12 protein-coding genes are annotated in these 15,432 nt (G+C 65.6%); 6 read left to right on the forward strand and 6 right to left on the reverse strand.

The window, feature by feature from the left end:
* Positions 1-121: 121 nt before the first annotated feature.
* Positions 122-973 carry a 3-keto-5-aminohexanoate cleavage protein gene (locus tag PanNE5_RS06315; RefSeq protein WP_017233684.1) on the reverse strand — a complete coding sequence of 284 codons (852 nt, stop codon included), beginning with the start codon at positions 971-973 and terminating at the stop codon, positions 122-124.
* Positions 973-2,313, reverse strand: coding sequence for an aspartate aminotransferase family protein (locus PanNE5_RS06320; protein WP_261939430.1), 1,341 nt, complete (start codon positions 2,311-2,313; stop codon positions 973-975). Before PanNE5_RS06320 ends, PanNE5_RS06315 begins: the two co-directional genes overlap by 1 nt.
* Positions 2,314-2,578: 265 nt before the next feature.
* On the opposite strand from PanNE5_RS06320, the gene PanNE5_RS06325 reads away from it, so the two are divergent.
* Entirely contained in the window at positions 2,579-3,511 is a 933-nt protein-coding gene (locus tag PanNE5_RS06325; protein WP_051060163.1) for a MurR/RpiR family transcriptional regulator, read from the forward strand.
* Here the strand turns inward: PanNE5_RS06325 and PanNE5_RS06330 are convergent.
* Complete coding sequence (locus PanNE5_RS06330; protein WP_261939431.1) at positions 3,495-4,712, reverse strand: MFS transporter; 1,218 nt, start codon at positions 4,710-4,712, stop codon at positions 3,495-3,497. The two genes, PanNE5_RS06325 and PanNE5_RS06330, sit on opposite strands and share 17 nt — an antisense overlap.
* 130 nt (positions 4,713-4,842) lie before the next feature.
* Here PanNE5_RS06330 and PanNE5_RS06335 point away from each other — a divergent pair, with 130 nt between their 5' ends.
* Positions 4,843-6,207 carry a PLP-dependent aminotransferase family protein gene (locus tag PanNE5_RS06335; RefSeq protein WP_017233688.1) on the forward strand — a complete coding sequence of 455 codons (1,365 nt, stop codon included), beginning with the start codon at positions 4,843-4,845 and terminating at the stop codon, positions 6,205-6,207.
* Positions 6,208-6,337: 130 nt separating this feature from the next.
* Complete coding sequence (locus tag PanNE5_RS06340) at positions 6,338-6,751, forward strand: RT0821/Lpp0805 family surface protein (protein WP_261939432.1); 414 nt, start codon at positions 6,338-6,340, stop codon at positions 6,749-6,751.
* A 113-nt stretch (positions 6,752-6,864) separates the two neighbouring features.
* Here the strand turns inward: PanNE5_RS06340 and PanNE5_RS06345 are convergent, their stop codons facing one another.
* The gene (locus PanNE5_RS06345) at positions 6,865-8,100 is read right to left on the reverse strand and encodes an MFS transporter (RefSeq protein WP_017233690.1); all 1,236 of its coding nucleotides are present in this window, start codon (positions 8,098-8,100) and stop codon (positions 6,865-6,867) included.
* A gap of 411 nt (positions 8,101-8,511) precedes the next feature.
* On the opposite strand from PanNE5_RS06345, the gene PanNE5_RS06350 reads away from it, so the two are divergent.
* Both PanNE5_RS06350 and PanNE5_RS06355 read left to right on the forward strand, forming a co-directional pair.
* Positions 8,512-10,116 (forward strand): EAL domain-containing protein, encoded by a 1,605-nt coding sequence (locus PanNE5_RS06350; RefSeq protein ID WP_261939433.1) that lies wholly within the window; start codon positions 8,512-8,514, stop codon positions 10,114-10,116.
* Between the two features lie 608 nt (positions 10,117-10,724).
* A complete protein-coding gene (locus PanNE5_RS06355) occupies positions 10,725-11,576 on the forward strand; it encodes a TOBE domain-containing protein (RefSeq protein WP_261939434.1) in 852 nt (283 codons plus the stop codon).
* Positions 11,577-11,603: 27 nt separating this feature from the next.
* Here PanNE5_RS06355 and PanNE5_RS06360 read toward each other — a convergent pair whose 3' ends face one another.
* Positions 11,604-12,797 (reverse strand): MFS transporter, encoded by a 1,194-nt coding sequence (locus PanNE5_RS06360; protein ID WP_150561975.1) that lies wholly within the window; start codon positions 12,795-12,797, stop codon positions 11,604-11,606.
* Positions 12,798-12,977: 180 nt separating this feature from the next.
* Here PanNE5_RS06360 and PanNE5_RS06365 point away from each other — a divergent pair, with 180 nt between their 5' ends.
* A complete protein-coding gene (locus PanNE5_RS06365) occupies positions 12,978-13,886 on the forward strand; it encodes a LysR family transcriptional regulator (RefSeq protein WP_017233695.1) in 909 nt (302 codons plus the stop codon).
* A 99-nt stretch (positions 13,887-13,985) separates the two neighbouring features.
* Here the strand turns inward: PanNE5_RS06365 and PanNE5_RS06370 are convergent, their stop codons facing one another.
* On the reverse strand, positions 13,986-15,266 hold the full coding sequence (locus PanNE5_RS06370) for an MFS transporter (protein ID WP_017233696.1): 1,281 nt from the start codon (positions 15,264-15,266) through the stop codon (positions 13,986-13,988).
* Positions 15,267-15,432: the final 166 nt, after the last annotated feature.

A 15,432-nucleotide genomic window follows, 5' to 3' on the forward strand; every position in this document is an offset into this window, starting at 1 on the left:
TTGAGGTTACGCCGATTCTATTACAGTGGCCCGGTCGGGCAACGTCGGTCAGACCTTGTATTTGGGTTTATTTCTGAATTGAGGCGGTCCGGGCACCCGCGGCGGCGCCCGCAACGGCCATTCAGCGGGTCAGGTCGCGAAGGGCGTCGGCCGTCATGGGCACGAGCGCGAGTGGGGCTGCGGCCGCCGTCAACGCGCCGAGCGACGCCGCGTTATCGGGCGAGACGCTGCCATCCGGCAGGTAGAGATTGTTTTCGAAGCCGATCCGGGCGTGACCCCCATGCAACACGGCCGCCAGCGCGCACTCCGCCTCGCGCGGTCCGAACGCGCACATCGCCCACGGTGTGGCCGTGATCGCCTCGCCCAGCGCTTGTGCCCCCGTCTGCCAGGCCGCGAGAAACGGCAGCAGGTCCGACGGCGACGACAACTGCCCCTTGCTGTAGCGGCCCAGTACGAACAAGACCCAATGACGGCCCGGACGGATCGCCCCGCTCGCTCGCAAGCGCCAGTAGTGCGCCACATCCTGGGTGTCGTACAGGATGTATTGCGTCGTGATCCGGGCTTGCCAGAGCCAGGCGAAGAACGCTTCGGCGGCGGGCGCATGCGCGGCGTCGGGCAGCACTTCGCGCAACGCCACCGAAATCGCTTCGGGATGCAAGGCACGCACCGTCGCGATTTGTTGCTCGGGGGTATAACAGCCGACTGCCTCGGTCGTCACCTGCAGTACGAGTTCGTTGCCGACGGCACGTTGCACCGCATCGATCCCCGCCGTGTAGTCGGACACTTCGAGGCTGTGCGTGCCATCGGCCTTGCGAACGTGCAGGTGGATCATCGCCGCGCCCGCGTCCAGACAGGCCTTGGCGCATGCACCGAGTTCGTCCGGCGTCATGGGCAGCGCACGATGATCGACGTGCGTGCGTCGGGCGCCGTTGGGCGCGACGGCCAGCGCGAAAGTCCGTGTCGTGCCGGTCATCATGCGCCTCCCGTCATCACGCCGGTGACGTCGGCCACCGCCAACGCCAACCGTTCCACGATGCGGTCGATGTCCGCCGGCTGACAGATGAACGGCGGTGCGATCAACGCGTGATCGCCATGCACGCCATCGACCGTGCCCCCCATCGGATAGATCAGCAGACCGCGCGCCTTGGCCGCCGCCTTGAGCCGTGCGTGCATCTTGTCGGCCGTCGGGAGTGTCTGCCTGGTCGCACGGTCGGCGACGAATTCGACACCGACGAACAGCCCCCGGCCACGCACATCGCCAACGTTAGGGTGATCTGCGAAGACTTCGCGCAGGCGCTCACGCAGTTGCTCGCCACGCGCTTGCACGTTCTCCAGCAGATGCTCCTCGGCAATCGTGCGCTGCACGGCCAGCGCCGCCGCGCAGGCCATCGCGTGCCCCAGATACGTGTGACCGTGCTGGAAGAAGCCCGAGCCGCCGACCACGGCATTGAAGATTTTATCGGTGCACAGCATCGCTCCGATCGGCTGATAGCCAGCGCCCAGTCCCTTGGCGATGACGAGAATGTCCGGCACCACGCCGTCTTCCTCGCACGCGAACAGGTAGCCCGTGCGCCCCATGCCCGACATCACTTCGTCGAGCAGCAGGAGCACGCCGTACTTGTCACACACGGCGCGAATGCGTTTGAAATAGTCGCCCACCGGCGGCACCGCGCCCGCCGTCGCGCCCACCACGGTTTCCGCGACAAACGCGATCACCCGATCGGCGCCGAGTTCGAGGATTTTCGCTTCGAGTTCGTCGGCCAGACGCTGGACATACGCAGCGTCACCCTCGCCCTCAAGCCGTTCGCGATACGCGAAGCAGGGCGAAACGTGGTGCGCCGGCACCAGCAGCGGCAGGAACGGCTCGCGTCGCCACGCGTTACCGCCGATGGCCAGCGCACCAAGGGTGTTGCCGTGATAGCTCTGACGGCGCGCAATGAAGTACTGACGCTGCGGCTGGCCGATCTCGACGAAGTACTGCCGCGCCAGCTTGAGTGCCGCCTCCACGCCCTCCGATCCGCCACTGACGAAATACACGTGATTCAAATCGCCGGGCGCGCTCGCGGCCAGCGTGTCGGCCAATTGCTCGGCGACTTCCGTCGTGAAGAACGAGGTATGCGCGTAAGCCAGTTGCGCCGCCTGCTGCTGCATCGCCTCGATCACGCGCGGGTGACCGTGTCCCAGACATGAGACGGCCGCGCCGCCGCATGCGTCGAGATAACGCTGGCCCGTGCTGTCGATCAACTCGATGCCCTGGCCGCCGACCGCGACGGGCAAGGTTTGGCGCGGATTGCGGTGAAACACATGAGTCATGCCTGAACCTCTGACGGAAAGATGGCGCGTCGCGCGATGACCGCTCAGCCACCCATTTACGCGAACGATGGGGCTCAGTGTAGGGGCATCGCGTCGCTTTTGCAACATATGTTTCACTCGTTTTGTTGTCGCAACACTTTGCTCAATCGCCTGAACTTGCCCGACGCTTGCGCATCGGCCGGGCCCACGGGGGAAAGCGCGTGCGTGGTCGGGGCATTTCATGCAACAATCGTTACATTCCCTCGTCGCCGTGTTGCCATCCCCTATGCCTGAAGCTCCCGCGTTGCCGCAGACGCTCGAACAACTCAACACCTTGCTGCGCGCGCGCTATCCCCAGCTCAGCCCGCAATTTCAGGCGGGCGCGCGTTTCTTGCTCGACCACCCGCAGCGTGTTCCGATCAGCTCCATGCGTGCGATTGCCGCCGAGGCGGGCGTGCAGCCGGCCACCTTCGTGCGACTCGCGCAGCATCTCGGCTTCGACGGTTGGCACGGCCTGCGCGAACTGTTTCTCGAATCGATCCGGCTGGGGCCGCAGCCCTATGCGAGTCGCGCTCGTCAGGTCATCCGTGAGGGCGATGCCGCCCGCATGGTGCCCGAGATGTTCCGCGTGCAGCACAACAACCTCGACCTGACCGAAGCGGGTGCGAATGCGTCGCTTGGAGCGGCCGTCGATTTGCTTGCCAATGCCGGCACCGTGCATGTCGCCGGCTTCCGGGCGTGCTTTCCCATCGCGTTCACGTTCCAATACATCTATCGGCTGTTCCGGCCGACGGTGCATCTGATTCGCGGCGAGGCCGGCACGCTCGAGATGGAGTTGCGTGCGCTCTCGGCACGCGATGTGGTGGTCGTCATCAGCTTCGCCCCGTATTCGAACGAAGCGCTGATCGTCGCGCGAGCGGCACGCTCGGCGGGGGCGCGTGTGCTCGCGCTCACCGACTCCACGGTCTCGCCGCTCGCCCTCGACGCCGATGCGACGGTGCTGTTCTCGCATGAGAGTCCGTCGTTCTTTCCGTCGATCACCGCCGGGATCGCCGTCGTCGAGACGCTCGTGGAAATGCTGCTCGCCCGAAAGGGACGCGGGGCGGTGCGCGCCCTGGAACTGGCCGAAGACCAGTTGCACGGCACCGGCGCTTACGTGAGCCCGACGGGGGGTGAGGGAAGCGCGGGAAGCGGCACCCGCGTCAAACGAGACGCGTGAGCGTAGCGGCCGGGCGGCGTAGCGTCACCGCGAGCGCGGCGCTGCCCGCGATCAACGCCGCAGCCAACAGGGCCAAGGCGACGAGCATGCCCACGTGGTCCGCGAGCCAGCCAATCGTGACCGCCGGCACCGAGAAGCCGAAATACGCGAACAGGAAGTACCCCGCCACCGCACGTGCGCGCATGGCCGGCGCGACCGCCGCATTGACCGCCGCCAACCCGCCCAGATAAGTGAAGCCGTAACACGCCGAACTGGCGATCGCCGCACCGGCCAGCAATACGGGCAAGTTCGCATAACCGACCCCGAACGTCAGCACCACGAAGCCGAGCGGCACGAGCAAAAGTCCGGCGCGCACCGCCTGAACGGGTGCCATGCGTCGCGCGGCCGGTTGAAACAACAATCCCGTCGAGATCACGAAAAACGTGGCAAATCCCGCCCACGCCTCGTGCCCGCGCGCTGCCAGCGCCGCTGGCACCACGCCGATGACGACGCCCACCGCAGCCCACGCGAGTAGTATCGCCATGCCCAGCGGGACGGTGCCGGGCGCAAGCACCGGCCAGCGCAACCACGATGTGCTCCGATGACGCACCGGCGCGGGCAGCGCCGCCACCGCAACGGCCGCCACAAAGGCGAACGGCAGATACGCCCACAGACTCACGGGCGGCAGCGTCGACGGTGCCGCCACGAGGCACACGCCGGTGAGGAGCGCGCCAGTGCCAAAGCCCAGCGATGTGGCCGCCGCGACAAGCGCAGCCCCGCGCGTGGCTGCGTCTTCGCGCGTGCCATATAGCTCGGTCATGTACGCGGTGCCGCTGCCCGCCACGAGTCCCGTCGCCAATCCATAACATGCCCTGGCGCCGCCAAGTGCGACGAGTGTCGGCCAGTGCAGCGTCAGCGCCGTGCCTACCAGACCAAGCAGCAACGCGATGGCCAACGGCACGCGGTGCCCCACACGATCGGACAATCCCGCGAGAAACAGCAATGTCGGCACGAGCGCGCCGACATAGCACGCGAAGGCAAGCGCCTGCGCCCCCGCGCCGTGCCCGCTTGCCGCGGCATAGTGCGGCACCAGCGGCGCTTGCAGATTCACGGCGAACGTGACGACGAATAACTGTAGCGCCAGCAACGGAATCGCCCAGCGCGGCGTTGTTTGGGGTGACTGGCAAGGGTCTGTGTCGACTGGGATCAAGGAATGAGTCATGCAGTGAGCCAACAATGAAGCGACCGTAAATGGCCAAGGAGGACGCGGTATGGCTTCAAGTATTGCCAGCTCGCCAATCCAGTGCAATTATTGAATTGTCCCGATATCAATTTCCGTCCCCGCGCTTCGCATGGCTGCCCCTGCCCGCTATATCGAACACGTCGAACGTCTCGCCGAAGCCATTGCGGGCGGCGAACTCGCATCGGGCGCCCGACTGCCACCGCAACGCGATTACGCCGATGCGCACGGACTTGCCCTCTCCACCGTTACACGGATTTACACCGAACTCGCGCGACGTGGCCTAGCCGTCGGCGAAGTGGGGCGCGGCACTTTCGTGCGCTCGCCTGCCGTCGGCGCGGCGGCGGCGTTCGCGCAATGGGCCCCCGCGCCGGGCGCGATCGGCGGTGTCGATCTGGCGTTCAACTATCCGGTCTTGCCCGAGCAGACCGACGCGTTGCGTCAAGCACTGCGAGAGACGGCCGCCGCTGGGGACCTGAGCGCCTTGCTCGCCCACACGCCACACGACGGGCATCCGTCCGATCGGCGAGCGGCGGCGCAATGGCTATCCCGGCGCGACGGCACGCCCGTCTCGCCCGATGAGCTCGTCATCTGTGCCGGAGGCCAGCACGCGCTTGACGTTCTGCAGTTGGCGCTGTGTCGCGCGGGCGAGCCGGTAGCCGTCGAAGCCCTGACGTATCCCGGCTGGAAAGCGCTCGCGGCCTTGCGTGATATTCCACTCGTTGCCGTGTCGATGACACCGGGAGGGCTCGATCCGGGGGCACTCGATACGGCGTGTCGCGCGCTTGCAGGACGTTTGCGCCTCGTCTACACGATGCCCACGCTGCATAACCCGCTGGGGGCTGTGATGCCGCTCGCACAGCGGCGGGCGCTAGTGGAGGTGGCGCGGCGTCACGACCTGCTGCTGGTGGACGACAGCGCCTACGGCTTTCTCGTCGCCGACGCCCCGCCCGCCCTTCGCCTGCTCGCGCCCGAGCGTACGGTTGAGGTTTGCAGTCTCTCCAAGCCGGGCGCGCCGGGCCTGCGTATCGCCTATCTGGTTGCGCCGCCCGCGTTGCTGCCACGTGTGCACGCGGCAATGCGGGCGAGCGCCTGGAGTGCGGCGCCGTTGATGGCGCAATTGGCGTCGCGCTGGCTCGGCGACGGCACGATCGATCGCTGGACGACGCGCAAGCGCGCGTTGGCGGCGCAGCGTCAGACCATCGCGCAGGCCTGCTTCGCGGGCCTTGGCGCTACGGGGTATGTCGGGGCGTTTCACCAGTTGCTGCCTGTGCCCGCGCCGACGCGCTGCGACGACGTCGTCGCGGCCCTGCAAATGCGGGGGATTGCGGTGACGCCCGTCGACGCGTTCGCTGCGCCCGGGCAGACGGCGCCCGCCGCCATCCGCATCGCCCTGGGTACGCCGCAGAGCGACACCGTGCTCAAGGCCGCGCTCGAGCAGGTCGCCGATGTCGTGAAAGCACTCGCGCGCCGATGACGCACAGGATGACGCCGCCCCTGGTTTCTTTTATGATCGATGCGCTCGCCTGCGGCGAAGGCGTCGACGCAAGACCCGACGCGCCGTTGCGCAGGATCCGTCCCCCTGTCGACACTCTCAAGGACTCCGAATGTCGCCTTTCCGTCTGTCGCTTGCCCGCTCGTTCGGGCTTGGCACGGCGCTCGTCGTCGGCGCCACCCTGGCCGCGCCGGCGTTTGCCGCCTCCAACCTTCTCTTCATGAGCAACTCGCCGCTGGCCTATCTGCACCAGGCCGACAATGCGTCGCTCGCCAAAGCGGCCAGCAACGTGCTGTCCCATCAGCAGGACAACGAAACCGTCGACTGGAGCAACAAGGGCACCGGCAACCCCGTGGCCATTACAGCGCAACTCACGCCGACCAATACCCAGAAAGACGACACCCGTACCTGCCGCGACCTGATCTTGGTTCTCGGCGCAAAGGGGCAGGAAGTCACCCTCAAGCTGCCGACCTGCAAAAAGGGCGATAACGGCCAATGGGAACTGCAAAAGCGCGGCGCTCAGTAAGCATTCAGTCGTCCTCCAGGCAAAAAAACCGCTGGCCCGTGATTTTCGGGACCCGCGGTTTTTCATTGCGCCACCCGTGCGCCGGGCACGGGTGAATCCTGCCGACAGCCGCCTCAGGCCGCCGCCGTCTTCTTGTGGCCTTCGACGTCGGGCAACAGGATCGTCACGATCCCGAGCAGCGGCAAATAGGCACAGACGTGGTAGACGAAGTCGATACTCGTCGAGTCGGCCAGTTGTCCGAGCACGGCCGCGCCCACGCCACCCATCCCGAATGCGAAGCCGAAGAACAGCCCCGACACCGTTCCGACCTTGCCCGGAATCAACTCCTGCGCATAGACGAGAATCGCCGAGAACGCCGACGCCAGGATCAAGCCGATCACCACCGTCAGGATGCCGGTCCAGAACAGGTCCGCATACGGCAGCATCAGCGTGAAGGGTGCCGCCCCCAGGATCGACCCCCAGATCACATACTTGCGACCGATCTTGTCGCCCAGCGGACCGCCGATCATCGTGCCCGCCGCCACGGCGAACAGGAATACGAACAGATGCACCTGGGCGCTTTGCACCGACACATGGAACTTGCTGATCAGATAGAACGTGAAGTAGCTGCTGATGCTCGCGAGATAGAAGTACTTCGAGAAGATCAGCACCAGCAGAATGCCGATGGCGAACATCACCTTGCCGCGCGACAGGTGGGCGTGCCCGCCTCGGCGCGCGGCCGGTTTGCCCTTGCTCGCGGCGCGCTGCCCGGCGTACCAGCGACTGACGTGGAACAGCACGAAGATCGCGACGAGCGCCGCCACGGAAAACCACGCCACGCTGCCACGGCCATGCGGTGCAATGATGAGCGCCGCAAGTAACGGGCCGAGTGACGAACCGACATTGCCGCCGACCTGGAAAAACGATTGCGCCAGGCCGTGGCGTCCGCCCGAGGCCATGCGCGCCACGCGCGACGACTCGGGGTGGAACACCGACGAGCCCATGCCGACCAGCGCGGCGGCCACGAGCAGCATGCCGAAGTTCGGCGCGACAGCCAGCAGCAGCAGGCCAGCCAGCGTAAAGCCCATGCCGACCGGCAGGGAATACGGCTTCGGATGTTTGTCGGTGTATAGGCCTACGACCGGCTGCAGCAACGACGCCGTGACCTGGTAGGTCAGCGTAATCAGACCGACCTGCGCGAAGCTCAGATCGAAACTCGCCTTGAGCAGTGGGTAGATGGCCAGGATCAACGACTGGATCATGTCGTTGAGCAAATGGGAGAAGCTGATCGCGGACAGCACACGGAACGCGGTGCCTTTGGCGGCCGGCGAGGGAGCGCCGGGAAGGGACGTGACAGGTTGGCTCGACATGGGAGGGGGATTTGACGTCAAAAGCTTCAGGAAATCAGCACGCTTCCGGCAGTTTTCGTGCAAATAGACATGACTTTGGGACTTGGCCTATTTTTTGCCGGAAATCTAATATGTGAAGTGTAGAGCATGCGTAAATTGCGGTTACGCCAACTTTTGTCGCGATTCCGCCATCCGGCCCGCCGCGGTACATCTCACAAAGACCGATAAAAGACGCTTGCCGGTAACCTTGAACCGCCCACCGGACATCCACCGGGCCCTCTCAGGCACACGTCGCCAACGGCGCGTGCGGGTTTATCGGGCGTTGGTGACCGTCAGGGATTCGTGTAGAGTCGATTGACGAGTTGTGCCGTGCAACATGAAGCACGCGAAGCACACGAAAGGGCCCCCTCCTTCCTTGGTTGGCAGCAGAACATGATTCAACACTCCAGAGTCGTGCAGTGGCTGGTGACCGGGCTCGTCGTGACGGTCACGCTCTTTGTCGTCCTGATCCTTGGCTGGCTGCGCGTTCATCACATGTCTCAGGTGTTCCTGCAACAAGAAGCGCAACGACAGCGCGCGGCACTCGAGCGCATTGTCGGTACGGCCGAGGACACCCTCAAGGGCGCCGCCCCCTGGGTCGGCCGCGCTTGCGGCGAGGTCAACAGCTCGTTGCAGGCCACGGGCACGCTCAGCCCCTACTTCCGTTCCATCTGGCTCGTCTCCCACGGGAAGATGTATTGCTCGTCGGTAATTCGCTCCGACGAGGCCATCGAAATGCCTTTGCCGGCTGAACTCGTGCCGTTGCTGACCGGCACGCCCGAAATGTTTGTCGACAGCACGCCCTATGTGCGCAACTCCCCCGCATTGGCATTGTTCATCCCGACGTCGGCCACCGACGGTGTCCTGGGCTTTATCGACAGCGTGTATCTCACCGAGTCGTTGCATAGCGTCAAGACCAACGAGCTTGCCTGGACGGCAATGACCATCGGAAAAGTGTCGCTGACGTCCGAAGGCCCGCGGCTCGAATCCGTCGGCATCGCCACCCGCGGGGCTCAGGTCACGCTCGACTCGGACCATTTCTCGACGTCGCTTGCCGGCAGCGCCACCCTGACGCGCTCATTGATCGCCACGCAGGCGCCGATCTTTCTGGCATTCGGCGTGGTGATCTCGATTTTGCTCGGCATCCTGACGTTCCGCCATCTCGGCCCGGCCCAGTTCATGCGGCGGAAAATCGCGCAGGGCATCAAACGCCATGAGTTCAAGGTCTACTACCAGCCCGTGATGGAGCTGGCCACGGGCCGCTGCGCCGGGGCCGAAGCGCTGATGCGCTGGCATCACCCTGAGGCCGGTCTCGTGCGCCCCGACGCCTTCATCCCGATCGCGGAAAGCAACGGCCTGATCATCGAACTCACCCGTTCGCTGCTGAAGCAGATTCGCAACGATGTCTCCCGAGGCGCGCTGCCGCAGGGGTTTCACATTGCGGTCAATCTTGCGGAGCGGCATTTGCGCGACACGACCATCGTGCACGACATCGAACGCCTTTACGGTTCGCTCAACGAGACGTATCCGATGATCGCGGAAATCACCGAGCGTTATGTGATTCGCGACACCGCCGCGGCGCGCCATGTGATGGCGGAACTCCAGCGTCACGGCGTGGAAACGGCCTTGGACGACTTCGGTGCCGAAAACAACTCCATCGGCTATCTGAAGCGCTACGACTTCAATTATCTGAAGATCGACAAGGAGTTCCTGCCCGTTACCGAAGACGATACGGTCACGCGCAATATCTGCGATTCCATCATCCATCTGGCCGAGCGGCTGGACATGACAATCGTGGCGGAGGGTGTCGAAAACGAGATGCAGGCGAGTTATCTGCGCGAACGCAACGTCACCTACGCCCAGGGATATCTGTTCGCGCGTCCGATCGCGTTCGACGAGTTGGTACAGTTTGCGATAGCCCACGCGGGCAGAGGCCCGGCGTCGGTGAACTCGGCGTCGGCGAGCGTCGTGCCACTCACGCCTCTCAAGGCAGGTTAAACGCTCATTGCCCTGGCGCGTACCGAAAGCGCCCGACCGGTGACGACCATCGGCCTGGCCCTTGCGTCACGCCGCAACCCGGTCAGAAGACCAATTGCGGCATGTTGCTGCGTGGCGTGGGCATGGCGGCCGCCCGTGTGCTGTCACGCATTTCGGCACGCAGCAACCACAACCGTCGCGCGACAAAATGTCTGAAGCGCATTTCACCTGCGGAGAAAGAGATTTGCATCTGATGCCGCTTGCCGTTGGGCAACATGCGAACCAGACGATAGTATCGAGCCCCGTCAACCGTTTCCTTGATATTCCTGACGCGCATCATTTCACCCCGTTTCTGTTGTGTCAGGTGAGTAGGCACTTCGACAACCGTCGCAGTCCCGGTGGACCCGTATCAGACGTGGACTTCAGCCTGACGCGCGACTCACCGGCCAGGGGGGGCATGCGGCGAAATTCAATGTAGAGGAGCAACGTCCCCCATTCGTCCCCCAAAGAATAATCCGGCGTCGGCTTCGTTGGTGCGTGGCAACACTTCCCTGTCCGGCGTCGGTGTTCGCAGGTCCGCCGGCCCTCTACAATGCGCTTACCTGCCAAGTCCAATAGAAAACATCTTTATGGTTTCCGAACCGCCTTCAACGCCCAACGGGCTTTCGCATCATGGACTGGACGATGCGCTGCAAGTGAGCGGATCGCTTTGGGTGCATCGTGGCAATGCGTCGCTTGGCGGCCACGCCAGAATTGCATTGCTCGAACAGATTGCCGCGCATGGGTCGATCACGGCCGCCGCGAAAGCCGCCGGCATGAGTTACAAGGCCGCATGGGATGCCGTGGATGCGATGAATCAGCTCGCCGGCGAACCGCTGGTGGCACGCAGCACGGGCGGCCGTGGCGGTGGTGGCACCCGTCTCACCGCACGCGGCGCGAAGCTCGTGGCGGCGTTCCGGGCGGTGGAGGTGGCGCAACGGCAATTCCTCGCGCGCGTGGCGACCGATCTGGAACATTTCGACGAGCAGTGGCCCATCATCGCGCGGCTGGGACTGCAGACCAGTGCACGCAATCAGTTGCACGGCACGGTCACCGCGATTCGGCGCTGCGGCGTGAATGACGAAGTGACGCTCACGTTGCCCGGCGGTGAAGCGATCACAGCATCGCTCACGCACCACAGCACGCAGACGCTGGGGCTGGCGACCGGCAGCGATGCGTTCGCACTCATCAAGGCCCCGTGGATCGAAATCGCGCGCGGCGCCGATCTCGCGGGTTTGGCCACCGCGAACCGCCTTGCAGGCACGGTGGACGCCATCGCCGACGACGCGGGACAGGCCGAAGTCATTCTGGCGTTGCCCGGCGGCAGCCGGCTCGCCGCCGTCATGCCGCATGACACGCTGACCGCTCGCGGGTTGACGGTGGGTGTCGGCGCGACGGCCGCGTTCGCGGCCGCCAGTGTGATTCTGGGCGTCATGGCCTGACGCACTCGCGTCGGGCCCGCGTGTGGATCACAACGCGGGCGTTTCGCAGTTGGGCACGACGGATGGCTTTGCGTCGCGACGATCCAGACGCAGGCTCAGCAGCGCCACGCCCACGCCCGCCAGCGGCGCGAGCGCCGCCACCCAGGGCACGGCCGTCAGCCCGGGACCGTGTTCGATAACGAAGCCGCCGAGCCACGCGCCGATGGCGTTGCCGAGGTTGAACGCGGCGATATTGAAGCTCGACGCCAGGCTTTCCCCCGCCCCCGAGGCCTTTTCCATCACCCACAGTTGCAGCGGCGCGACCGTCGCGAAGGCGGTTGCACCGAGCAGGGCCACGAAGACGATGGCCAGCCAGTGCGAGTGCAACGCGAACGTCATCAGCCCCAGCACCCCAGCGAGCGCCAGCAGGCTGCCCAGCACTGTCGGTACCACGCGACGATCCGCAAACCTGCCGCCCAGCAGGTTGCCAACGACCAGACCGCCACCGAAGATCAACAGAATCGGTGAGACCGCGCCCTCGGCAAAACCGGTCACTTCGGTCAACAGCGGGGCGATGTACGTGAACACGCCGAACACGCCCACCCAGCCGAGCACTGTCGTGAGCAATCCGAGCAGCACGGGACGGCGTGCCAGCGCCCGCAGATCCGCCCGCCAGTCACCCGCATCCTTAGGCGCGGCGATCTTCGGCACGAACCCGGCGATCACGAGAAACGCGAGCGCACCGATCAGCGTCACCGCCCAGAAGCTCGCGCGCCAGCCAAAGTGCTGCCCCAGCCAAGTACCGAAGGGCACGCCGAGAATATTGGCGACGGTCAGCCCCGTAAACATCACGGCGATGGCCGACGCACGGCGCTCGCGCGGCACGAGGCCGGTGGCGACCACCGAACCGACGCCGAAGAACGTGCCGTGCGCGAACGACGTCAGTACGCGGGCTGCCATCAGAGCCGCATAGCTCGGCGCCAGTGCACAGGCGGCATTGCCGATGGTGAAGATCGCCATGAGCACCAGCAGAACGGTCTTGCGCGGCCAGCGCGCAGTGACCGTGGTCATGAGCGGGGCGCCGACCACGACACCCAGGGCATAGCCGGAGATCAGCAGGCCGGCGGCCGCGATCGAGACGCCGAAATCGGCGCCGACGTTGAGCAGCAGACCCATGATGACGAATTCCGTCACGCCAATGCCAAAGGCACCGGCGGTCAGGGCATAGAGAGCGATAGGCACGAAAGACTCCTGTCTCGGGATTAAGGAAGGTCAGGCCACTCAGGGAATGGCGATACACCAATGTGCGGAATATAGACGCCCTAGCATTGGTGAAATAGACTGCGCGAAGGAACATGATTTGTGACTTGATGTCACAATGGCCCGCATCCCCTTTCACAGGAACGCCGGAGGACACCGCCGATGGGTCGACAGGACGTCAATCGCTCCGGCGATATGGAAGTTTTCTCGCGTGTAGTCGAGCTCGGCGGCTTCTCGGCGGCGGCGCGCGCGCTGCATATGACGCCGTCCGCCGTGAGCAAGCTGATTGCGCGGCTCGAGGCGCGTCTGGGTGCCCGCTTGTTCAATCGTTCGACGCGCCGCCTGCAACTCACCCCCGAGGGCACGGCCTTTCACGAGCGGGCGATGCGCGTGCTGGCCGACATCGAAGCCGCAGAGCGCGAAGCGGCGGCGGGTGCGGTGCCGCGCGGGCTGCTGCGGGTGAATTCCAGCGTACCGATCGGCTCGCACTATCTGCTGCCGGTCATTCCGGCATTTCTCGCGCAATACCCCGAGATCCGTCTCGATCTGACACTCACCGACACGGTCGTCGATCTGCTGGAGCAACGCGCCGACGTCGCCGTACGGGCCGGCCCGCTGCGCGATTCCCGGCTGGTCGCTCGCAAGCTCGGCGAGAGTCGTGTGCATGTGGTGGCGTCACCGGACTATCTCGCCCGCAACGGCCCATTGCGCACGCCGGCCGACCTGATTCACCACAACGTCATGGCCTTCAATTTCGACCGTCAGGTGCAGGGTTGGCCATTTCTCGACGGCGCCGGCGGCATCACGCACTACCCGCAGGTCGGCAATATGGTCGTGAGCGACGGCGAGATCATGCGCAAGCTCGCGGTCCAGGGGCTGGGGCTGGCCCGCCATTCGCGCTACCACGTCGACGACGATCTGCGCGCCGGCCGGCTCGTCACCGTGCTCGATGACTACAACCCGGGCGATCTGGAGCCCGTGCATGCGGTGTATGTGGGGCAGGGCGGCCATTTGCCCGCACGCGTGCGGGCGTTCCTCGACTTTCTCGTGGCGAACGTGCGTCTGCCGTAGCGGGGCAAGCGTGTGGCACGCGTCGAGCCCATTTCACGCGCTTCCGCCATTGACAGACGCAATGCGCCCGGGGCCTGGCGCCCAGGGCTGCGCGGACGATCAAGCCCGCGCCAGGCCGCGATGCGACCAGACAAAGAGCGGCCATGCCAGCGCGGCACACACGAGCCCGCCGGCCCACACCAGTCCCCAGCCGCCAATCGACAGCAGCAGCGGAATCGCGAGCGGCGTGAGGAACATCGTCATAAACACACCGGTGTTGCCGATACCTAGCGCCGTTCCCGCACGCGACGCCCCGGCAAGCGTGGCCAACTCAGTGAATGCCACCCCATGCCAGGCCGACGCCACCACACCTCCCGCAATCAGCAGCGCGATCATCCACGGCGTGCCATGCGCCAGCCATTCCGGGCGATGCGTCAGCGCCGTCACGAGCAGCGCCAGCGAGGCGAAGACCGCCCCCACCGCCATCGCGCACAGACGCAGATATTGCGGACGGTTGCGGCGCTTGTCGGTGAAGCGCCCGCTCCACACCCGCGTGATGGCGGCCCCCGCCTGTACGGCGCCAAGCGTGAGCGAGATGGTTGCCACGCTGGCGTGCGCCACATCATGCAGAAACACCGTGCCGAACGTGAGCACCGCGATCTGCGGCATCGCAAGGACCGCCATGCCCAGCGCCGTACTCAGCAGGCGGGCATCGCGCAACGGCGAATAGCTTGCGGCCGCGCGTGCGTCGGCGGCCGTCTCCCCGCGTGCCGACTTGCCGGCGTCCTCCTGCAGTGCCTCCGGCGGTTCGAGCAGCCACCGCCATGCTACGACCGCGGCAGCAAACGACGCCGCAGCCAGCCCGGCATAGACCGCTTCGAAGCCGAAGTGCTGCGCCGCGCCGGGCAACACCAGCGCGCCGACCCCGCCGCCGAGCGGCACGGCGCATTGCCGCACACTCATTGCCAGTCCTCGCTCGCGATCGTGAAACCAGCGCATGATGGCGCGCCCGCTCGAGCCATTGACGCTGCCACCGAGGATGCCGATCGCCAGCATCCCCGCCGCAAGCATCGGCATCGACGGGACGAAATGCGCCGTCGGCACACCCCAGATCGCCAGGCCAACAAGCGCGAACGCCGTCACCATCAATCCGACAAGCAGCACGCGCCGGTCGCCCCAGCGGTCGGTGAGCATGCCCCACGGCAGTTCGGAGACGGCGATGCCCAGCCCGATCATGCCGAGCACGATGCCGAGATCGCTATTGGCCAGGGCGTAGGCGCTGCGCATTTGCACTGCGGTGGCGGGAATGCCACCCATCGCAGCGGCAAAGCTGGCATTGGCGGCCACGCCAACACCCAGCACCTTCCAGCGGTGGTTGCGGCCCAAACCGCGGGGGGCCATCGAGGCATTCGATGCCGGGGCCATCCGACGGGCAGTGGCGGGAGCGGTACACAGACGTTCGTTCATGTGTGACGGTGCGCGGCCCGCAGGCACACGGCTCATAGGGGAAGAGGGGGGAGTCGCGGCGTCCGACGCGTGCCGATGCACAGTTCGGGCCACCATGAAC

The sequence above is a fragment of the Pandoraea sp. NE5 genome (assembly GCF_024363545.1).
Taxonomy (GTDB): domain Bacteria; phylum Pseudomonadota; class Gammaproteobacteria; order Burkholderiales; family Burkholderiaceae; genus Pandoraea; species Pandoraea cepalis.